The sequence below is a fragment of the Ruminococcus sp. RTP21484sp1_RTP21277st1_D2_RTP21277_210401 genome, from assembly GCF_040924225.1.
Lineage (GTDB): Bacteria > Bacillota > Clostridia > Lachnospirales > Lachnospiraceae > Blautia_A > Blautia_A faecis.
The window spans coordinates 90,181-110,855 of record NZ_JBCOMJ010000015.1 but is presented as its reverse complement, the minus strand read 5'-3'; the positions used below and the strand labels follow the sequence as shown (position 1 = coordinate 110,855).

Sequence of the window (20,675 nt, the reverse complement as noted above, 5' to 3'; positions counted from 1 at the left end):
TTCAGAAGCAATTCCTTGCGACAGCTTGTTTACTATACCACTGCCGCAAGGAATCGTCAAGCACTTTTTACAAAAAAATCCATATTTTTTTACAGGTTATCATTGCTTACTTTTTCAAGTATTATTTTTCTATATATTTTTACAAATGTAAACATAAAACCTATTTACTCATAATATACCGAATCGCCTCCTGAATCTGTCTCACATACACCAGCTTAATCCCATCAGCTTTTTCCACCGAGCTTCTGCACACTTCCGGCAGGATCACTGTGTCAAAGCCCAGTTTCTTTGCCTCCTGCACTCTCTGACCGGCCATGCTCACAGCACGCACTTCACCGCTAAGTCCGATTTCCCCAAAAGCCATCAGCTTATCTGGAATTACAATATCCTTCATGCTGGATGCAATTGCCAGACAGATTCCAAGATCAATCGCCGGTTCTGTCATCTTCATACCGCCGGCAATATTTACGTAGGCGTCAGATGAAGCAAGGCGAAGTCCCACCTTCTTCTCCAATACAGCCATCAGAAGATTCACTCTGTTAAAATCTGTTCCCACTGCGGTTCTTCTGGGAATACCAAAATTGCTCTCGCAAACCAACGCCTGGATTTCCACCAGAATCGGACGTGTTCCTTCCATAGAGCAGGCCACTACACATCCAGATGCATTCTCAGGCCGTCCCTCCAGAAGATATTCAGATGGGTTGGAAACCTCCTCAAGACCTGAGCCCTGCATCTCAAATACACCAATCTCATTAGTAGAACCAAACCGGTTTTTTACAGCACGCAGGATTCGATAGGAGGCATGTCTGTCTCCTTCAAAATAGAGCACTGTGTCTACCATGTGCTCCAACACTCTCGGTCCAGCCACGTTCCCCTCCTTGGTAACATGACCAACGATGAAAATCGTGATTCCAAATCCTTTTGCAATCTGCATCAGTACATTGGTAGATTCTCTCACCTGGGAAACACTTCCCGGCGCAGATCCGATTTCTTCGTCAAACATGGTCTGGATGGAATCTATGATTGCTACATCCGGTTTCTTCCGCTCCATCACTTCACGCACTGTATCCAGATTGGTCTCGCATAAAAGCTGAAGATTCTCGTTGAAAGTACCAATACGATTCGCACGAAGCTTGATCTGACGCAGGGATTCCTCTCCAGAAATGTAAAGGACAGAGCTTCCATTCTCTGCCAGATTCCGGCACACCTGTAAAAGAAGGGTAGATTTTCCGATACCTGGATCTCCCCCCACAAGAACCAAAGACCCGGGGACAATGCCGCCCCCGAGTACTCTGTCAAGTTCCCCTATTTTCGTTGTCTGACGTTCATCCTCTTTCAGACTGATCTCCTTCAGAATCACCGGTTCAGACTGCTGCCTGGAAACGGACTTACCGCCTCCTGATGCCTTTTTCCCTGTGGATACAGGTTCTTCCGCAAAAGAATTCCAGGCCTTACAGCCAGGGCACTGTCCCATCCATTTCGAGGATTCGTAACCGCACTCCTGGCAAAAATATACCATTTTTTTGTTTTTTAGCATTTTACAATTTTTACATCAACAGCTGAGCCATTTCCAAGCTCTACGCTGAAAGAAAGCTTTCCGCCAAGGTTGGTCTCCATTTTACCTGTACTTGCTCCGTCAAGATATACCTCATACTGTGCTTCTGCTTCAAGTTCTACAGTAATCTGTGCATCCTCCGGTCCCTCTACGCGAAAACTCATCTGGTTTCCGTCCTGTGCAAGATTGAATACAGCGGTACCTGGTACGGACTCATATACAAACATACCGTTGCGTTCCAGCTTGGTGATCTCCTTGAATGTTTTTACTTTATACATATCTCCCTGATGTGGGTAATCAGAAACCTTTGATTTCTGGTTCTTCTCATAATCTCCAAAGCTGATGGTACCATTTTCCTCTGTACGGATCAGTTCCTTTACTACTGCCATGATGCTTGTCCTCCCTAAGACTCTTTCGTTATGTTCTCCGGCGGATTTCTCCTCGCCAGATCCTTTTCACCGGTTCCCCGATGTTGTACATATTATATAATAAAACTTTTTTCTTTGCCAGTACCTTATATAAAATTTATAGTAATTTTAGAAGATTACGTTACTGTTCAAACAGAATCTTACTTCACTATAAAACGAATTTCTTTATTTCTATACTGTACCTGCACGATGTCTCCCCGCTTGATTTTGCCCTCCAGGAGCTCATTTGCCAGCCGGTCTTCTATCTTGGACTGAATGGCCCGGCGAAGAGGTCTTGCACCGTATTTAGCATCAAATCCGGCTTCTGCAATATAATCTACTGCAGAATTCGTCACATTCAGATGAATATCCATCTGTTCCTCACAACGTTTTTCCAGTGATTTCAGGAGCAGAAGTACAATCTTACGGATTTCCTCCTTATTCAGGGTGTGGAATACCATAATCTCGTCAATTCGATTCAAGAATTCTGGTTTGAAAAGACGGCGCACTTCTTCCATAACGCCGGATTTCATTTTTTCATAATCCTTTTTCTCATCTTTCTGGGAAATAAACCCAAGCTGCTTCGGTTCTACGATTGCCTGGGCGCCCGCATTGGAAGTCATGATAATGATCGTCTGTTTAAAATCCACTTTTCTTCCGTGGGCATCTGTAATATGTCCGTCATCCAGCACCTGAAGCAAAATGTTAAACACATCCGGATGTGCTTTCTCGATCTCATCAAAAAGAATAACACTGTATGGATTTCTGCGTACTTTTTCGCTGAGCTGTCCGCCTTCATCATATCCCACATATCCTGGCGGAGAACCGATCAGCTTGGAAACACTGTGTTTCTCCATATATTCAGACATATCCACACGAATCATAGCCTGTTCACTGCCAAACACAGCCTGAGCCAGTGCCTTGGAAAGTTCTGTTTTCCCAACGCCTGTTGGTCCCAGAAACAGGAAAGAACCAATTGGACGGTTCGGATCCTTCAATCCTACACGACCACGTTTTACAGCCTGAGAAACAGCATGCACTGCTTCCTCCTGACCAATCACACGTTTGTGAAGTTCTTTTTCCAATTGAGCAAGACGTCTGGTCTCTCCCTCCGTCAGTCTTTGTACCGGAATTTTGGTCCAGTCGGATACAATCGAGGCTACGGCTTTTTCGTCCACTTTTCCGGATTTTCTCTGATTCTTCTTTTCTTCTTTTACCTGAAGCTGCTCAAGTCTGGCTTCTGCTTCCTTCTGTTTCTCCTGACATTCTTTGGCAAGACTTAAATAACCAGTTTTGATGGCACGCTCTTTCTCCTGAAGGATTTCCTGAATCTCACGGCTTAAATCCTCAATCTCGGAAGAAGCCTGATATCCGGAAAGCTGTACCTTAGAAGCAGCTTCATCAATCAGGTCGATTGCTTTATCCGGAAGAAATCTGTCGTTAATATAACGTACTGACATTTTAACTGCTGCTTCCAAAGCTTCATCTGATATTTCTACTTTATGATGTCTTTCATAGTATGGGCGAAGTCCTTTCAGGATCTCGTAAGCCTCCTCTTCAGAAGGCTCTTCCACGGTAACCGGTTGGAAGCGTCGCTCCAGAGCAGCATCCTTCTCTATATATTTGCGGTACTCTTCCAGAGTGGTCGCACCTATGATCTGCAATTCTCCACGGGAAAGAGAGGGCTTCAGAATATTGGAAGCGTCAAGGGCTCCTTCTGCTCCGCCAGCTCCAATAATTGTATGAAGCTCATCAATAAACAGAAGAATCCCCTGATTCTCACGTACTTCATCCACGACCTTACGGATACGCTCCTCAAATTCACCTCTGTACTTGCTTCCAGCCACCATTCCAGACAGATCCAACACTACCAGTCGCTTGTCTTTAATCGTCTCCGGAACACTACCTGCAAGAATCCTCTGGGCAAGCCCCTCTGCAATAGCAGTCTTGCCTACCCCAGGTTCTCCTACCAGACATGGATTGTTCTTGGTTCTGCGGCTTAAGATCTGGATCAGTCTGCTGATTTCCTTTTCCCTTCCCACAACAGGATCCAGTTTGCCCTCTGCTGCCATCTGGGTCAGATCACGGCTGTACTGGTCAAGTGCCGGTGTCGGGCTGCCTCCGGGATTTTGCATGGCCTTGGCAGCCTGGAACTCTTCCTGAATAGACTCATTGTCATAGCCCATGGCTCCAAGGACTGCTGCATAAAGCTTCTGGATATTCACTCCCATCGTATATAAAAGCCTGGTTCCAACACAGTCCGTCTCGCGGAGCATGGCAAGGAGCAAATGCTCCGTTCCGGCCTTCTCACAGCCAGAATTCTGTGCCTCTGCCACAGCACTTTCCAGAACCTTCTCTGTTCTCGGACTGTATGACGGCTTCATTTCAATCTCAGTTATATTTCCCACTTCTGCCGGAGTCACCAGCTTATCGATCAGTTCCACCAGTTTCTTGCCATCTACCTGAAATTCCTCCAGGACTCTTCCGGCAGTACCTTCTGTCTCACTTAAAAGTCCCAGCAAAAGATGTTCTGTACCAATATAGCCCAGTTCAAAGTCAATGGCTGCGGCCTTTGCCAGTGTCAGGGCTGTCTGAGCCTGTTTCGTAAATTTATTTCGCATTGATCAATTGTTCCTCCTTACGCTAGTGTACAAACAAGTTGATTTCTCGAACAATCTCGCTTTTATTTCTCATATTCATCCAGAATCTCATCTATAAGACTATGCACTTCTTCCCTTGTCACATTATTGCAGCAGCCCCTTGCCAGCGCAACACGTAAATTCTGCTTCAATTCCTCCATAGCCCTTAACTTATCCACATCCAGACAGATTACTGCGCCTTTTCTTCTGTCAATGGAGACAAATCCTTCCTGGCGTAACAAGGAATAGGCTTTGTTTACGGTATGCATATTAATTCCAATGGTATCCGCAAGCTGTCTGACAGATGGAAGAGGATCTCCTTCCTGCAGCCGGGATGTGGCAATTCCCATAATGATCTGATTCATCAGCTGGGTATAAAGTGCCTCGTCACTCTGGAAATCTATCTCTATTACCATTTTATCCCTCCCTGTAAAAAACAGTGAATATTACAAAACAAAGGGACCGGAGTCATACTGCCCCGGTCTCTTCCTGTCTTTCGTAATAAACACTTCGTTTAAATATAAGCCATCTGTAAAGCTGCAGCGCTCCCTATTCCTACTGAACCGGTGTCTCAGCTGCCGGTGCTTCTTCTGCCTTTACTTCACCCTCTGATGCCTTAGTCTCCTGTGCCGCTGCCTCAGCAGGCGCACTCTCAGCCGGTACTGCAGCCGGAGGGATCTCAACACCCAGAATCTTTCCAAGCTGTACTCTGTCAAGGATCAGATTGAATCCCATCGGGTTGATCACAAATGCCTTCGCCTGATTGATGATAAGACCTGGCAGTTTGGCAAATGGAACCTTGGCTGCCCGAAGCTTCTTGCCTCTTGCAAATTTATCAAATTCCATAACATCTGTAAAAGCCGGCTGAAGAATATCGCCCTGTTTGTTCTTAAGATATGGAATGTTAACCTTGGTCGGGTCTTCCGGATCAGTAGCCATAGCTACCAGGAATTCGGATTTCTTAAGATTCACGATCAGCTCTTCTTCCATTTCACGAAGGTTTACAGTGCGCTCCTCTTTCTTAATCGGGCGACGGAGTTCCTGCATAAAATAGATACCCGAAAGCTGAAGAGTGGAATTAAAAAGTGGCTGCTTCTTCGGCTCAAGCTGGCTGAAGTCTGCCTGTCTGGCAATTCTGGTAAGCTCAACCTCAATCTGATTCTCTCCATCAACCCATACTACACTGTTTACACCGATTGCATAAAGTGTGCCGTAGAATCTTGGGTAGTCTTTCTTCTCATATTTCATTCCCATAAGAAGAATCTTATCCTCTAATTTCTTCTTGCCAAATGCTTTAATCTCTTCTTCTGTGGCAAATACCCACACCTGATCATTAAAGCTTTCCTGATCGCAAATTACATATGGAAGCTTCGTAGCCTGTGAATACGCTACAAAGATTTCGTCTCTTGTCTGTAATTCCTTAATTGCTTCCTGTTCAGTGATTCCCATGTCATTATCCTCTCAGTCCTGGTTTCCTGCTGTCGTATACGAAAATTCTATGAACCTTGTCCTGTCTGGCAGATTTCAAAACATATCGACAAAAACCTAATATAGGTTTTATTTTATAACAAAATTGCAAAAAAGTAAAGTCTAACCGTCAGTGTTTTTATGCAATTTTACCGCGTTCCATACTAGAGCGTGTCCAAAAAATCATTTCTTCATGCTGCACGCCCCAATTTTCAGTATATCTTGTCACGCCTGGCATCCACTGATCCGACAAGCCTTCTCTTATTTTGTCATAAATTCTACAATCTTATCAAGCTGTGCCAGCTGGTCTTCTTTCAGGGCAGACTTTACCGTTACCGTCTCTTCATAGATTTCCATATCTTTCATACCAGAAAGGATTTCCTTCATCTGCTTACCTGCAGTAGGAGCCCAGGTACCGTTTTCCAGGACTGCCACTTTTCTCTTCTGCAGATTGTGGGCAGCAAGTTCATGAAGCAAGGTTTCCATCTTCGGGAAAAGTCCTGCATTATAAGTCGGGCAGGCAAATACGATTCTGTCACAGCGGAATGCTTCCGCTACCAGATAGGAAGGATCTGTTACAGAAACATCATAAACCTTCACATTCTTCTCCCCTGCATCTGCCAGTCTGCCTGCCAGAACATCAGCTGCATTCTCTGTATTTCCATAAATGGAGGCATACATAACCACAACATTATGGTCTTCCGGTGTATAAGTGCTCCATTTCTGATATTTGTCAATAAACCATCCAAGATCCTCTCTCCAGATAGGACCATGAAGTGGGCAGATCATGGCGATATCAAGTGTAAGAGCCTTTTTCAGGGCACTCTGAACCGGTCCGCCGTATTTTCCAACAATATTTACCAGATATCTTCTGGCGTCATCCAGCCACTCTTCTTTAAAGTTTACTTCATCTGCAAACACATTTCCATTCAGCGCTCCAAAAGTACCAAAAGCATCTGCGCTAAAAAGCACTTTGTCATATGCATCGTATGTAACCATTGCCTCCGGCCAGTGAACCATGGGGATCATGGCAAACGCAAGGGTATGTTTACCTGTACTGATGGTATCTCCCTCTTTGATCACAACTGCATGGGCGTCCACGTCAAAGGTAAAGAACTGTTTCATCATGTTAAAGGTCTTGGCATTTCCCACAACCTTCACTTCCGGGAATCTTCTTACCACCTCTTCCACAATTGCACAATGATCTGGTTCCATATGGTTTACGATCATATAATCCAAAGGTCTGTTTCCAAGAACATGCTCCAGATTTTCAAAAAACTGTCCGCTTACAGACTTGTCAACTGTATCCAGAAGCACGGTCTGCTCATCCAGAATCACATAAGAGTTGTAGGAAACTCCTCTTGGAATCGGGTAAATATTTTCAAAAAGGGCAAGTCTTCTGTCACTTGCACCGATCCAGTATAAATCTTCGTTTACTTTTTTCACATTGTACATAATGATTCCTCCTAATGCTTTTGCTAAACAAATTCTGCAATACAGAACTCTCTGGCTTTTGTATTTTCATCCTGTCAGGACTTCCATAACCAAAAACAGACAGGAAACACTCTTGTCTCCTGCCTATTTTATACCACTTAATTATGCTTCGTCAATTGCTTTTCCAATATCATGGCGCATATATTTATTTGCGAAAGTGATCCACTCTGTTGCCGCATAGGCATTTTTTCTGGCCTCTTTCAGATTGCTGCCTGTGGCTGTGATTCCTACAACACGTCCACCATTTGTAACGATCTGTCCGTCCTTAAACTTGGTTCCGGCATGGAAACAGTAATATCCCTCTTTATCCTTGAAATTCTCAAATCCATACATCGGGATTTCTTTCTCATATTTCACCGGATATCCATCGCTTGCAAGAACTACACAAACAGCAGCATTGTCCTCAAACTGAAGATCGATCTGATCCAGAGTTCCATCAATGCAGGCTTCCATAACTTCTACAATGTCGTTCTTCATACGTGGAAGAACAACCTGTGCTTCCGGATCTCCGAAACGTGCATTGTATTCCAGTACCTTCGGACCATCTGCAGTCAGCATCAGGCCAAAGAAAATGATTCCTTTAAATTCTCTTCCTTCAGCAGCCATTGCATCCACAGTTGGCTGATATACATATTTCCTGCAGAACTCATCCACCTCTTTTGTGTAGAAAGGACTGGGTGAAAAAGTTCCCATTCCGCCTGTATTTAAGCCCTGGTCACCGTCCTTTGCACGCTTATGATCCTGTGCGGAGGTCATGGTTTTAATTGTTTTTCCATCCACAAAAGAAAGAACGGAAACTTCACGACCGGTCATAAATTCCTCAATAACCATGGTATTTCCGGCGCTTCCAAACTTCTTATCTTCCATGATCTCTTTCACACCAGCTTCCGCTTCCTGAAGATTCTGACAGATCAGAACACCTTTTCCAAGAGCAAGTCCGTCTGCTTTGAGGACAATAGGGAATTTTGCTTCGGTGCGAAGATAAGCCAGTGCCTTTTCCGGGTCATCAAAATTCTCGTATGCAGCTGTTGGAATGTTGTATTTCTTCATCAGATCCTTGGAAAATGCCTTGGAGCCTTCCAGGATTGCTGCATTTTTACGAGGTCCGAATACTCGTAAACCACGGGATTCAAACTCGTCTACTATACCGCCTACCAACGGATCATCCATACCGATGATAGTAAGGTCTACCTGATTTTCCTGAGCAAAATCAGCAAGTTTTTCAAATTCCATAGCACCAATGTTCACGCACTCCGCATACTCTGCAATTCCTGCATTTCCCGGTGCACAGTAAATCTTATCTGCCTTAGGGCTTCTGGATACGCTCCATGCGATTGCATGCTCTCTTCCGCCGCTTCCTACGATCAGTACTTTCATAATCTCCTCCTTAATCGCTGATAGTCACAATATGATCTTCTACCGAAATCTTTCCATTGGCAATGAGATTAATTGCTTTCGGAAGGATCTTCCACTCTGCCTTTTCCATTACACTTCTCTGAAGAGACTGAGGGGTATCATCCGGCTCAATTTTTACTGCTTTCTGCAAAATAATAGGGCCGGTATCTGTACCTGTATCCACGAAATGAACAGTAGCACCTGTTACTTTCACTCCTCTTTTTAAGGCAGCTTCATGAACATGAAGTCCATAGTATCCTACACCGCAAAAGGATGGGATCAGGGATGGATGGATGTTGATGATCTTATTTGGAAATGCCTCCACGATCATAGGTGGAATTGCAACCAGATAGCCTGCAAGAACAATCAGTTCTGCACCGTTTTCCTGCAATTTCTTTAAAAGTGCCTTATGAAATTCTTCACGGTTTTCAAATTCTTTAGGGGAAATACAGACAGCCTCTATACCATGGTTCTTCGCTCTTTCCAGTGCGTAAGCATTTGGATTATTGCTGATCACAAGAGAAACTTCCGCGTTGGTGATCCTGCCGGAATCAATGGCATCCAGGATTGCCTGGAGATTGGTACCGCCTCCTGATACCAGGACAGCAACCTTTAGCATAATGTCACTCCCTTTTCTCCTGCTTCAATACGTCCTACTACGTATGGTGTCTCACCTGCTGCCTTGATTGCTTCCATAGTCTTATCTACATCAGCCGGATCAACTGCCAGAACCATACCAAGTCCCATGTTGTAGGTGTTGTACATCATCTTTTCTTCAATGTCTCCGGTCTTTGCAAGAAGCTTAAAGATCGGAAGTACCGGATAACTGTCTTTCTCAATCACGGCTCTTGTACCCTCTTTCAGCATACGAGGTACATTCTCATAGAAACCGCCGCCTGTGATATGGCTGCATGCGTGGATCTTAACCCCTGCATCCTTAATGCTCTTAAGAGCTTTTACATAAATCTTGGTTGGTGCGATCAGCGCCTCACCAAGGGTAGTTCCAAGTTCATCATAATATGTGTCCAGAGACTCTTTTGTCATCTCAAATACTTTGCGGACAAGAGAGAAACCATTGCTGTGTACGCCTGAGGAAGCCATTCCGATCAGAACATCTCCGGTATTTAAATTTTCTCCTGTAATCAGGTCTTTTTTATCAACAACGCCAACTGCAAATCCAGCCAGGTCATACTCGTCTACCGGATAAAATCCTGGCATCTCAGCAGTTTCGCCGCCGATGAGGGCTGCGCTTGACTGGCTGCAGCCTTCTGCAACGCCTTTTACGATCTCAGCAATCTTTTCCGGATAGTTCTTTCCGCAGGCAATGTAGTCCAGGAAGAAAAGAGGTTCTCCGCCTGCACATGCAATATCGTTTACACACATTGCCACACAGTCGATTCCAACAGTGTCATGTTTGTCCATAATAAATGCCAGTTTCAGCTTGGTTCCAACTCCGTCAGTTCCTGAAACCAGTGTAGGCTCTTCCATATCCTTGAAGCTGTTCATGGAAAAAGCACCTGAGAATCCGCCGATTCCTCCAAGTACCTCTGGTCTCATAGTCTTTGCAATATGCTGTTTCATTAATTCTACTGATTTGTATCCTGCCTCAATATCAACGCCCGCGTTCTTGTAATCCATGCCTTTTTCCTCCCAGAATTTTATGGTTTCTATTATGGTGTTTATTATGGTTTTCATAGAAAAATCCTGCCTCGCAGGATTCTTCACCTGCATAAGCAGAAAGGGTTATTACGCCCCTGCTGTGTAACTCTATTTTGTATAAGCCTTATGTCCCACTTCCTGTAATTTCGCATCCTTGGCTTCGACCTGCTCCTTCAGCTCCTGGCTGTAGGCTTTCAGACGTGCAAGAAGCTCCGGATCGGATGTTGCAAGAATCTTCGCTGCAAGAAGACCGGCATTTGCCCCTCCGTTTATTGCAACAGTTGCTACCGGAATGCCGGATGGCATCTGTACGATGGAATACAGGGAATCTCTTCCCCCAAGTGATGTAGTGTGCATAGGAATTCCGATAACAGGCATCGGAAAAATCGCTGCGCACATTCCTGGTAAATGTGCTGCCATACCGGCACCTGCAATGATGACCTTAAATCCCTTTTCCTCAGCTGTCTTCGCATAATCAAAGAACACGTCCGGCTCTCTGTGTGCGGAGATGATACGCATTTCGTAATCAATCCCAAGTTTCTCCAGAATGTCTGCTGCCTTGCTCATTACCGGCATATCTGAATCACTGCCCATTACAATTCCTACTTTTGGCATAATATTCTCCTCTTTTAGTTATATTTAGAACTACCATTCGCGTAAATTCTACTAAGAATAACATTTTCTGTCAATACGATTGGGGCAAAGAAAAATTTTGTAGGGCTAATTAATTTTGCTGTTAGATTTTAAACTTTCCTTTATTCCTCAAAAGGTTTATTCAGTTCTTCTGTTCCGGCCAGCACAAATCTGCCATCCTCAATAATTGAAATTTTCTCCCCATTCTTTCCAAGAACACAGATGCTTCCCAATTCATCATAAGGAATGGTAATATCTGTATGACAGCCAAAGTACGCCTTGCTTATATCTTCTTTTCTCAGAATGGAGATTTCATTATCTCTTGCAATGATCTCTTTTCCATCCGGATTGTACATGGCAGTATCCTCAGACCAGCTGTAACAGGTATCACCTACTGCAAAATGAGGTCCCATTTTTTCTGCAATCAGAATAGGCAGCTTATCTGCAATATTGTATTTCTTCGCAGCTACATAAGCCGTAGTATTCGTTCCGATTGCAAATTCACCCATTGGAAGTGTTGGATGATGGAACAGGATATTATCTTCAATATATTTTTTATTCTCTTCTTCATTTTCAAAATTCCCGCAGGAATAGGATACAATTTTTCCATCTTTAAATTCAAGCTTCAGATCACGGAACTGAAGACCTTCCAGATATACCTGGCTTACGTGAAGAAGACCGTCTGTTCCGGAAAGGACCGGGGAAGTAAACACTTCGCCAACGGGAATATTTACATCCGCTACACAGTTCTCGAAATTGGACTGCTTCGCCGGGTCTGTAAGAGTGTGCAGATGTATCCTGAGATCTGTTTCATTCGCTCCTTTTCCCTTTACAGATACCCATTCTGCGGTATCCAGAGTATCGATAAGAGTCTGCTGGATTTTCTGGTAAAGCTGGTAATCCAAGGTGTTGATTTTCACAATCTGGCGGAAAATCTCCTCATAATCACCGCCGATTTCAGGAACCGGATATGCAATAATGGTAAAGCTTCTCTCATCACCTTTAATGTAGCGGTTTGTAATCTGTCCAGCTTCATTTTGCATCTCAATTTCCAGCTTCTGCTGAGCATCACTGAACTGCCATGCCTCTTTTACACTCACTGGTGAAAACGGAGCTTCCCCAAATACCTCAATGCAGGCCGGACCAGCGTGAACATACGCCAGTTCCTTATATTTCTCATAGGAAGTCTGCAGGGCACGAAGACGCTTCTGCACAAAATCCTGATCCAGAAAAAGTGCCCCGTCCTGTCGATGATCATAGTCAAACTGCGGATTTGCAACAGCGCCTGTATAGCCAATTCTATAAGAGCCGCGCCTGTTTACCGCATGGGTCGGATAGCGATATATGACTGGCTTCAGCCCCATCTCCTCAAACTGAAGAACTGCCGCTTTTACCATACGTTCAAAGCCAAGGTTGTAACGGATATTGACTGTTTTCTTTTTGCTCAGGTCTTTGTGTCCATTTACAAATCCCAAACGGTAGCCCTCTGTATAAGTTCTTGCGCAGGAATCGATTTCTTCCTGGGAAAGACCGTTAAGAAATGCAGCCACTCCAAGTTCATTCTCTGTAATGTATTCTCCAAACAGATACAGGTAACGAAGGTCTGAAAAATCAGAATGCATGATAATTTTTGCCGCAAAATCCAACTCCGGGTCCACGCACTCTCTGGTGCGGTACTCTATCATATCCTGGCAGTAATCATTTGCATAGGAATTTAAAATCCCCCTCAATTCTTCCTCTGTAGGAACCTCCTCCTGAGCAAAAGCGCCATAAACTTCCAGAAACAGCTCCAGAAGCACAGTTATGTCCCACAGCCTCTTTTCAAAGGCATAGACCACAATACCACGTAGTTCTGCATACAGGAAAGAAAAGTCCCTTCCGTATTCCCCAAGCTTTTCACAGGCATAAACCGGATTTCCGTAGCTGTTTTTATAATTTTCCGGAAGGATATCTGCATACAGATCACGATTCAGTTCTTTCCATTCATCTATAGATAGATCAGCCGCATCTGCAAGTTTCTTTGGTTCCCTGGCTTCTCCCAAAAATACAACGCCATCCATTATTTCCACATTTTTTTCAAGAAAAGCAGCTGTTTTCTGGAAAAAGTCCAGATATGGCATCTGTACTGCTTTCTCCTCTTTGATCTCACATACTCTTTCTTTTGCAAGAGCATAACGTTCCATCAGTAATTCGTCCACTCGTTTCCCTCACTCTTCCTTTTTATTTATACGAAGCTATCCGTCACGGCACTGACAGAGCCTGTTTGAATAATTGTTTCCGCGATCAGCACACTTCTTATTCTTTTTTGGACATATCGTCGATCACATGTCCTTTTTCTACATGCTGGTCGATCAATTCCTGCATATATTCCCAGATCTTTGGTGCTCCCTCACCAGTACGGCGGTTTCGTGTGTAAATCTGACTTTTCTTCACGCCATGCTCTACCCAGCTGATTCCATCTGTAGCATTGTTCAGAAAAAGAGGCTGACTGTTGTCCAGCATGTGCGCATATTTGGCCTCTGGTGTTTCATAAGCTTCGAACTCTTCCCAAAGATCATAAAGCCATTTTCCCTGGTCTTCTGGAAGAATGCCGTAAATGCGCTGTGCAGCAGCTTCTTCTCTTGTATGCTGGGTAGCTCCCCCAACAGCGTCATAAGCATAGGTATCTCCGGCATCAATCTCTACCAGATCATGAATCAGTACCATAGGAATGACTTTGGAAAGATCAACTTCCTCTGGTGCATATTCTTTCAAAAGTACTGCCATAAGTGCCAGGTGCCAGGAATGTTCTGCATCGTTTTCCTTACGTTTTCCATCCGCCAGATAGGTCTGACGCATAATATTTTTCACTTTATCTGCTTCCAGAATAAAGTCTAATTGTTTTTTTAAACGTTCATCCATATATATTCCCCTTCCCTGTCTGATCAATTGTTATTGCTTTCAATCGGATTTCCGTCATACATACGCCGTGCTCTACAATCCGGTCAGGTACACTCCGATCCACACAATCAGGATCAGTCCATTGCTGATTGAACCGATAATGCTGGTTTTATGGCTTCTTCCTTCCTCAGAAAAGCTGAGCAGCCCCATAATAAATCCGTATACGGAAAGAAGGGTGGCAAATAAGCCCACTCCTCCTACCAAAAAACCAAAGCTGTCATCCAAGAGATATGCCAGAACAACAGCCGTTATAAACAACAAAAAGGACGCTGCCGCCAGACCGGCAGACAGCTTCCCTTTTTTCGCTTCTTTTTTCTTTGTAAATGAATATCTATATCTTCTTGCCATAATGGAACTTTCTCCTAAATGGACATGTCTGCTTGCGCAAGCATGTCAAAATATGAAAGTCAGCTGCTGCCATGCAATATCCATAAATCCGCTTAGGTAAGCATGGCTCATACATGGCTGCCATCCAGAACTTTCCTTCGAATATGATTACAGATGAAAAAAAGAACATACCCCAAGGTTGCCCCCAGGGTGTTCAAAATCATATCATCCACATCGAAACAGCCAACCTTCGTGACCAGCTGGATCACTTCCACAGTCAGACTTAATATAAATCCTGATACGCAGATGAGAAAACCGCTGTTCATTCTTCGGAAAATAACAGGAAGGATAAACCCGAAAGGCAGAAAGCCTATCACATTTCCGAATATGTTAGAAAATACTGCAAATGTGCCAAGCTGCTCCCGGTATATCCAGAACCTTCTGATTTCCACAAAGGGAATCAGATTATACCTGTATACCCGCTGCGTCTCTGCCGCCCTGCCATATTCCTCTGAAAAGAACAGAAAATAAACAAGAAAGATTATATAGATGACGAACAGCAGGATTCCCATACGGCGAATTAAAGTCTTCGTTTCCTTTTTCAAAAAAATCCCCTTAAATCATCATATCGGATTTGCCCTTCAGAAGTCTGGCACCATTCACGATCATGAGAATACCAGTGGACACACCTGTCACCAGTGTGATGATCCCAAGTGCAATACTTCCGGCACCTACGCCAGATACGATTTTGTAAAGCTTTTCACTCATCAGCATTTCCTCCTTTTGCCATTATGCTGCCAGTTGCCGCAGCACACTTTCAGAATTTTTAATGCTGCATAGAATTCTCTTATTCTGCGCCGTACTGCTCATAGTATGCATCAATAGCAGCTTTTAATGTGTCATCAATGATGACTTTCCCTTTATACTCTTTGTTGTAAAGATGCTCTACTACCTCTGCCATAGTTACAATAGCAGTTGTCTTAAGGCCATATTTCTCCTCAATCTCCTTTAAAGCGCTCTTGGTACCCTGTCCGCGCTCCATACGGTCTACAGAAACCACAAGACCGATTGGGGAAACGTCACCCTGAGCTTTGATGATCGGCAGAGTCTCCTGAATAGAAGTTCCGGCTGTCGTAACATCCTCGATAATCACAACCTTATCTCCGTCCTCAATCGGGCTTCCAAGAAGAATTCCCTTATCCCCATGATCCTTTACCTCTTTACGATTGGAGCAATAGCGGATATCCTTGCCATACTCCTCGCTGATTGCCATTGTCGCTGCAACAGTCAGCGGAATTCCCTTGTATGCAGGTCCAAAAAGCACATCAAAATCCAGACCGAATTTGCTCTCAATTGCTTTTGCATAATACTGTCCTAATTTTCTTAACTGAGCTCCTGTACGATAAAATCCTGTGTTTACAAAAAATGGAGTTTTTCTTCCGGATTTGGTTACGAAATCTCCAAATTTCAATACATTGCAATCAATCATAAACTCAATAAATTCCTGTTTATACTGTTCCATTTTTATCCTCCTCGTATATGGGCTGTATCTGTTATTGGTCTTTCTTAAAGCATATTTGAAAAAAACTCTTGCATATGCCGTTTTCAAAGCAAAACCCAGTTACATTATTGTTCACTTAGTGATCAGTAATGTAACCGCTTTACGCTCTCTTTATAGTAACACAAAATATGGGCGTGGTCAAAATCTCTTTTAACCCGCGAAGTAAAACCTATTTCAGTGTTACTGTTCACTCCGTTCACAATAACACGCTTCGCGATGCACAGAAATCATGCATTCGCATGATTTCGCGCCACACTTCTCGGGTTTTCTGTGAACTACGTTCACAAAAAACGCCTCGCGGAATATCACCAATGAACAGTAAACTATTTCACACAACCGATCAGCTCATTAATATCTTCCACTTTCTGTCTTTCAAGGAATGCAGACATACCATCCACAACCTCCTGAGTGGTGTATGGATTAATGAAATTTGCAGTTCCTACAGATACTGCGGTGGCACCCGCCATAATGAATTCAAGGGCATCTTCAGCACTTGCAATTCCACCCATTCCGATGATTGGGATTTTCACTGCATTTGCCACCTGATAAACCATACGCACTGCCACAGGTTTCACAGCCGGACCGGACATACCACCTGTTTTATTTGCCAGGGCAAATGTTCTGCGGTTAATATCAATCTTCATTCCGGTAATGGTGTTAATAAGGGAAACCACATCTGCACCGCCTGCTTCTGCTGCCCTTGCCATCTCTGTAATATCTGTTACATTAGGACTCAGCTTCATAATCACCGGCTGTCTGGCATATTTTTTTACTTCTCTTGTAATGGCCTCCAGAGCCTTGGGATTCTGTCCAAAGGCAATGCCGCCTTCCTTTACATTCGGGCAGGATACATTGATCTCCAGCATATCTACAGGCTCATTTCCAAGACGTTCCACAACCTCACAGTAGTCCTCTGTGGTCTTTCCGCATACATTTACAATGATCTTCGTATCGAATTTCTTCAAAAATGGAATATCTCTCTCACAGAAAACATCGATTCCAGGATTCTGAAGACCGATAGCATTCAGCATTCCTCCTGTGGTCTCTGCTACACGGGGTGTAGGATTTCCAGGCCACGGCACATTTGCCACGCCTTTTGTCACGACTGCACCAAGATTATTCAGGTCTACAAATTCACTATATTCCGCACCGGAACCAAATGTTCCAGATGCAGTCATTACTGGATTTTTCAGAGTCACTCCTGCAAGATTTACGCTCATTTTGCTCATAACTCCACCTCCGTACTTCTGAACACCGGACCGTCTTTACATACGCGCTTATTGTGTACATGAGAATGGGCATCCGTTTCTGTGGACTGGCATACACAGCCAAGGCAGGCACCGATACCACATGCCATGCGCTCTTCCATGGAAACCCAGCAGGGGATTCCCTTCTCCAGTGCATAGGCCTTGATGGCGCGAAGCATAGGCTTAGGACCACAGGCAAAAATCACGTCTGCTTCCAGGTCATTCTCCCGGATCGCATCCATTACATTTCCTTTGGTTCCGGCAGAGCCGTCTTCTGTTGCAATGTATACCTCACCATTTTTTTCAAATTCCTCATTTAAAAACAGCTCATCACGATAGCCAAGAACTGCAATCTTCTTAGCATCCAGCTGCTTCATGGTCTCCAGCATAGGCGGAACACCGATTCCTCCGCCCATAAGGAATACCCTCCTGCCAGCAGCCTCTTCCAGTGGAAATCCATTTCCAAGAGGTCCAAGAAGTTCAAGCTGTGCACCTGCATGCAGTCTGGAAAAGCTTTCTGTACCTGTTTTCGGACCTGTTACACGATAGACAAGGCGAAGTGCACCTTTTTCTTTATCAATTTCACAAAGACTGATAGGGCGTGGCAGCAGTTTGCTTCCATCCTGTGTATAAACGGAAACGAACTGTCCCGGCTTCGCATTCCCTGCAATGGTCTTTGTCTGAATCCACATGCTGTAAATGTCTTTTCCAATACATTCCTGGCTGAGGACTGTACAGGTTTCTTTTACCTTTGTACCCATTTTCTTCCTCCTAGCGGTTCTCAAGTGCAGTGCTGATGTCAAGAATCATGTCTTTCACTGCCTGACGGGAAGCATCTGCATAGTTCGCTTCACCAAACTTAGCGTATTTCTCCTGCTTGTAAGCTGCAATAATTCCTCTGGAGGAGTTTACGATAGCGCCAAGACCATCTTTGTTAAAGAAATGTACAAGATCTGCACCCTTACCACCCTGTGCGCCATATCCTGGTACCAGAATAAAGGTTTTTGGCATAAGTTTTCTTAATACTTTGCCCATTTCCGGATAGGTAGCACCTACAACTGCGCCTACATAGCTGTAACCGTCTCCCATAAGCTCATCTCCCCATTTGGCAACTTTCTCACCAACCCACTCATAGAGAGGACGTTTTTCAATTATTCTGTCCTGGAACTCACCGCTGGACGGATTGGAGGTCTTAACCAGAACAAAAATTCCTTTTTTCTCTTCTTTACAAACATCCATGAAAGGCTTCACTCCGTCTGTTCCAAGATATGGGTTTACAGTTGCAAAATCCTCATTAAATGGAACATAAGTCTTGCTTCCTACCTGAACCTTTCCAAGATGTCCGACGGCATAAGCTGCAGATGTGGAACCGATATCACCACGTTTAATATCTCCAATTACTACAAGGTCTTTTTCCTTGCAATAATCTACAGTACGCTTGTAAGCCATAAGTCCCGGAATTCCAAACTGTTCATACATAGCGATCTGCGGCTTCACAGCAGGAATCAGATCATATGTGGCATCCACAATTCCTTTATTGTACTGCCAGATTGCTTCTGCAGCACCTTCCAGAGTCTCTCCGAATTCCTTAAATGCAGCTTCCTGGATCTGCTTCGGAATATAATTCAGCATTGGGTCAAGGCCTACTACAATAGGGGCTCCTGTTTTCTTGATATTGGCAATAAGTTTGTTGATCATGGGTGTTTCCTCCTTAATATGTTTTCCTGGAAATTTCATTTTTTTCTTATTTAGCAGCAGAATCCTTGTACACAATCTTACCATCGCAAATAGTGTATAGAATCTTTCCTTTCACCTCTTTGCCCTCAAATGGTGTATTTTTGCCTTTGGAAACAAAGTCCGCTTTGTGAATGGTATATGGATTCTTAATGTCCGCGATTATCACATCTGCCGGATGTCCTTTCTGTAAGGTTCCACATGGCAGGTTCAGAATCTGAGCCGGATTGTAGCTCATCTTCTCTACAAGCTGGGAAAGAGTGAGGATTCCAGTCTCTACAAGAGCGGTGTAACTAAGTGCAAAGCTGGTCTCGATTCCCACAATTCCGAAAGCTGCGGTTCTCATGGAACCGGTCTTGTCTTTCTGGGTGTGTGGGGCATGATCAGTGCTTATCACCTGAATGTAGCCCTCCTTCAGACCTTCAATCAGCGCATCCACATCTTTTCTGGTACGGAGAGGCGGATTCATTTTATAGTTTGGATCATCTCTTTCAATATCATCAGATGTGAGTATAAAATGATGGGGGCAAACTTCTGCGGTTACATTCTCAACGCCTTCTGCCTTTAACATTTTCATCATAATTGCAACACCTTTTGTAGAACAGTGGCAAAGGTGCAGCTTAGCGCCTGTCTCAATGGCAAGCAAAGAATCTCTTGCCGCAATGGTATCTTCTGTGGAATTGCAGATTCCCGGAAGCCCAAGGCGTTTGGCGTTTTCATCCTCATTCATGCAGCCGTTTCCACGAAGAGACATATCCTCACAGTGGTCAAAGATAGGAAGTCCGGCTTTCACGGCTTCTTCCATCGCCTGCTTGCAAAGGCTTGCTTTCATAACAGATTTACCATCTTCGGAAAGAACAGGTACTCCTGCTGCTGCCATGCCTGCAATATCAGAAAGCTCCTCCCCAAGTTCTCCCTTTGTCATGGCTCCTGCCTGGAGCACATGAATAGCGGAAACCTGCGCAGCTTTATTTTTCACATAGTTTGCACGGTCAGGGCTGTCAATAACCGGTGTGGTGTTCGGCATCGCCACTACAGTAGTCACACCGCCTCTTGCAGCTGCATGGGAACCGGTTTCAATGTCTTCCTTCTCCGTCTGTCCAGGATCACGAAAATGTACGTGAAGATCCACAAGGCCTGGCATTACTACCAGTCCCTTAGCGTCTATAATCTTGTCATCTTTATTCTTTGCTTCCAGCTTCTCTCCCACTTTTTGGATTACGCCGTCATCCAGATAAACATCCGCAATTTTATCAATCTGAGCAGCCGCATCCACAACACGTCCGCCTCGAATCAGAATACCCATTTGGTTCTCTCCCTTCTGGTATAACGTAAACTTTATCACAACCTATCATACACGAATTTTTTCATTTAATAAAGAGTTTTTTTCCCTTCCGGCATTTTTCCTTATATTTTCCACCCAATTATATTTTTTGTTGCACAATTTTAATTATCCTTGACTTTTTTTAGTTCAGGTTATATAATCAATCCATGTCGAAGATTATTTAATGTAAAATCACTAGTTTTTAGAGATTATATATTTACATGATATAGTCTGTAAAATCTGGTGATTTTTTTCGCCAGAACATCTTTTTAATTTTTTATTTTTTATGGAGG

General features: G+C 44.0%; 20 protein-coding genes. All 20 read right to left on the bottom strand.

What is annotated here, in order from left to right:
- Positions 1–160: 160 nt before the first annotated feature.
- Positions 161–1,537 (bottom strand): DNA repair protein RadA, encoded by a 1,377-nt coding sequence (radA, locus tag AB5706_RS11620; RefSeq protein WP_173772801.1) that lies wholly within the window; start codon positions 1,535–1,537, stop codon positions 161–163.
- On the bottom strand, positions 1,531–1,944 hold the full coding sequence (locus tag AB5706_RS11615; RefSeq protein ID WP_118579014.1) for an endosialidase: 414 nt from the start codon (positions 1,942–1,944) through the stop codon (positions 1,531–1,533). The genes radA and AB5706_RS11615 overlap by 7 nt, the downstream gene beginning before the upstream one ends.
- A 179-nt stretch (positions 1,945–2,123) precedes the next feature.
- Entirely contained in the window at positions 2,124–4,583 is a 2,460-nt protein-coding gene (locus tag AB5706_RS11610; RefSeq protein WP_173772800.1) for an ATP-dependent Clp protease ATP-binding subunit, read from the bottom strand.
- A 62-nt stretch (positions 4,584–4,645) separates the two neighbouring features.
- Positions 4,646–5,017, bottom strand: a complete 372-nt coding sequence (locus AB5706_RS11605) for a GntR family transcriptional regulator (protein WP_118579020.1) — start codon at positions 5,015–5,017, stop codon at positions 4,646–4,648.
- Positions 5,018–5,156: 139 nt separating this feature from the next.
- Positions 5,157–6,050 (bottom strand): SseB family protein, encoded by an 894-nt coding sequence (locus AB5706_RS11600; protein ID WP_173717280.1) that lies wholly within the window; start codon positions 6,048–6,050, stop codon positions 5,157–5,159.
- 279 nt (positions 6,051–6,329) lie between these two features.
- Positions 6,330–7,523, bottom strand: a complete 1,194-nt coding sequence (locus AB5706_RS11590) for an FprA family A-type flavoprotein (RefSeq protein WP_118579023.1) — start codon at positions 7,521–7,523, stop codon at positions 6,330–6,332.
- Positions 7,524–7,664: 141 nt separating this feature from the next.
- A complete protein-coding gene (gene purD / locus AB5706_RS11585) occupies positions 7,665–8,939 on the bottom strand; it encodes a phosphoribosylamine--glycine ligase (RefSeq protein ID WP_173772799.1) in 1,275 nt (424 codons plus the stop codon).
- A gap of 10 nt (positions 8,940–8,949) precedes the next feature.
- Entirely contained in the window at positions 8,950–9,576 is a 627-nt protein-coding gene (purN, locus tag AB5706_RS11580; RefSeq protein ID WP_173735192.1) for a phosphoribosylglycinamide formyltransferase, read from the bottom strand.
- A complete protein-coding gene (purM, locus tag AB5706_RS11575) occupies positions 9,570–10,595 on the bottom strand; it encodes a phosphoribosylformylglycinamidine cyclo-ligase (protein ID WP_118579246.1) in 1,026 nt (341 codons plus the stop codon). The genes purN and purM overlap by 7 nt, the downstream gene beginning before the upstream one ends.
- A 129-nt stretch (positions 10,596–10,724) precedes the next feature.
- Positions 10,725–11,231, bottom strand: coding sequence for a 5-(carboxyamino)imidazole ribonucleotide mutase (gene purE / locus AB5706_RS11570; RefSeq protein ID WP_118579028.1), 507 nt, complete (start codon positions 11,229–11,231; stop codon positions 10,725–10,727).
- A 140-nt stretch (positions 11,232–11,371) separates the two neighbouring features.
- Entirely contained in the window at positions 11,372–13,447 is a 2,076-nt protein-coding gene (locus AB5706_RS11565; protein WP_330602741.1) for an aminopeptidase, read from the bottom strand.
- Positions 13,448–13,544: 97 nt separating this feature from the next.
- On the bottom strand, positions 13,545–14,150 hold the full coding sequence (locus AB5706_RS11560; RefSeq protein ID WP_118579031.1) for an HD domain-containing protein: 606 nt from the start codon (positions 14,148–14,150) through the stop codon (positions 13,545–13,547).
- 72 nt (positions 14,151–14,222) lie between these two features.
- The gene (locus tag AB5706_RS11555; RefSeq protein ID WP_148462743.1) at positions 14,223–14,537 is read right to left on the bottom strand and encodes a DUF6142 family protein; all 315 of its coding nucleotides are present in this window, start codon (positions 14,535–14,537) and stop codon (positions 14,223–14,225) included.
- Between the two features lie 107 nt (positions 14,538–14,644).
- Complete coding sequence (locus AB5706_RS11550; protein ID WP_233456030.1) at positions 14,645–15,121, bottom strand: VanZ family protein; 477 nt, start codon at positions 15,119–15,121, stop codon at positions 14,645–14,647.
- 10 nt (positions 15,122–15,131) lie between these two features.
- The gene (locus AB5706_RS11545; RefSeq protein WP_173717277.1) at positions 15,132–15,284 is read right to left on the bottom strand and encodes a hypothetical protein; all 153 of its coding nucleotides are present in this window, start codon (positions 15,282–15,284) and stop codon (positions 15,132–15,134) included.
- A gap of 79 nt (positions 15,285–15,363) precedes the next feature.
- Positions 15,364–16,038, bottom strand: coding sequence for an orotate phosphoribosyltransferase (pyrE, locus tag AB5706_RS11540; protein WP_118579037.1), 675 nt, complete (start codon positions 16,036–16,038; stop codon positions 15,364–15,366).
- Positions 16,039–16,400: 362 nt separating this feature from the next.
- A complete protein-coding gene (locus tag AB5706_RS11535; RefSeq protein ID WP_173772798.1) occupies positions 16,401–17,306 on the bottom strand; it encodes a dihydroorotate dehydrogenase in 906 nt (301 codons plus the stop codon).
- Positions 17,303–18,085, bottom strand: a complete 783-nt coding sequence (locus AB5706_RS11530; protein ID WP_173718277.1) for a dihydroorotate dehydrogenase electron transfer subunit — start codon at positions 18,083–18,085, stop codon at positions 17,303–17,305. The genes AB5706_RS11535 and AB5706_RS11530 overlap by 4 nt, the downstream gene beginning before the upstream one ends.
- A 10-nt stretch (positions 18,086–18,095) precedes the next feature.
- Positions 18,096–19,022, bottom strand: coding sequence for an orotidine-5'-phosphate decarboxylase (gene pyrF, locus AB5706_RS11525; protein WP_173770350.1), 927 nt, complete (start codon positions 19,020–19,022; stop codon positions 18,096–18,098).
- A gap of 46 nt (positions 19,023–19,068) precedes the next feature.
- Complete coding sequence (locus tag AB5706_RS11520; RefSeq protein WP_173772797.1) at positions 19,069–20,364, bottom strand: dihydroorotase; 1,296 nt, start codon at positions 20,362–20,364, stop codon at positions 19,069–19,071.
- Positions 20,365–20,675 lie beyond the last annotated feature (311 nt).

Excerpts from the sequence above, each read along its gene's own strand:
- radA (WP_173772801.1), bottom strand. The coding sequence starts at position 1,537 with ATGCTAAAAAACAAAAAAATGGTATATTTTTGCCAGGAGTGCGGTTAC.
- AB5706_RS11615 (WP_118579014.1), bottom strand. The coding sequence starts at position 1,944 with ATGGCAGTAGTAAAGGAACTGATCCGTACAGAGGAAAATGGTACCATC.
- AB5706_RS11610 (WP_173772800.1), bottom strand. The coding sequence starts at position 4,583 with ATGCGAAATAAATTTACGAAACAGGCTCAGACAGCCCTGACACTGGCA.
- AB5706_RS11605 (WP_118579020.1), bottom strand. The coding sequence starts at position 5,017 with ATGGTAATAGAGATAGATTTCCAGAGTGACGAGGCACTTTATACCCAG.
- AB5706_RS11600 (WP_173717280.1), bottom strand. The coding sequence starts at position 6,050 with ATGGGAATCACTGAACAGGAAGCAATTAAGGAATTACAGACAAGAGAC.
- AB5706_RS11590 (WP_118579023.1), bottom strand. The coding sequence starts at position 7,523 with ATGTACAATGTGAAAAAAGTAAACGAAGATTTATACTGGATCGGTGCA.
- purD (WP_173772799.1), bottom strand. The coding sequence starts at position 8,939 with ATGAAAGTACTGATCGTAGGAAGCGGCGGAAGAGAGCATGCAATCGCA.
- purN (WP_173735192.1), bottom strand. The coding sequence starts at position 9,576 with ATGCTAAAGGTTGCTGTCCTGGTATCAGGAGGCGGTACCAATCTCCAG.
- purM (WP_118579246.1), bottom strand. The coding sequence starts at position 10,595 with ATGGATTACAAGAACGCGGGCGTTGATATTGAGGCAGGATACAAATCA.
- purE (WP_118579028.1), bottom strand. The coding sequence starts at position 11,231 with ATGCCAAAAGTAGGAATTGTAATGGGCAGTGATTCAGATATGCCGGTA.
- AB5706_RS11560 (WP_118579031.1), bottom strand. The coding sequence starts at position 14,150 with ATGGATGAACGTTTAAAAAAACAATTAGACTTTATTCTGGAAGCAGAT.
- AB5706_RS11555 (WP_148462743.1), bottom strand. The coding sequence starts at position 14,537 with ATGGCAAGAAGATATAGATATTCATTTACAAAGAAAAAAGAAGCGAAA.
- AB5706_RS11545 (WP_173717277.1), bottom strand. The coding sequence starts at position 15,284 with ATGAGTGAAAAGCTTTACAAAATCGTATCTGGCGTAGGTGCCGGAAGT.
- pyrE (WP_118579037.1), bottom strand. The coding sequence starts at position 16,038 with ATGGAACAGTATAAACAGGAATTTATTGAGTTTATGATTGATTGCAAT.
- AB5706_RS11535 (WP_173772798.1), bottom strand. The coding sequence starts at position 17,306 with ATGAGCAAAATGAGCGTAAATCTTGCAGGAGTGACTCTGAAAAATCCA.
- AB5706_RS11530 (WP_173718277.1), bottom strand. The coding sequence starts at position 18,085 with ATGGGTACAAAGGTAAAAGAAACCTGTACAGTCCTCAGCCAGGAATGT.
- pyrF (WP_173770350.1), bottom strand. The coding sequence starts at position 19,022 with ATGATCAACAAACTTATTGCCAATATCAAGAAAACAGGAGCCCCTATT.
- AB5706_RS11520 (WP_173772797.1), bottom strand. The coding sequence starts at position 20,364 with ATGGGTATTCTGATTCGAGGCGGACGTGTTGTGGATGCGGCTGCTCAG.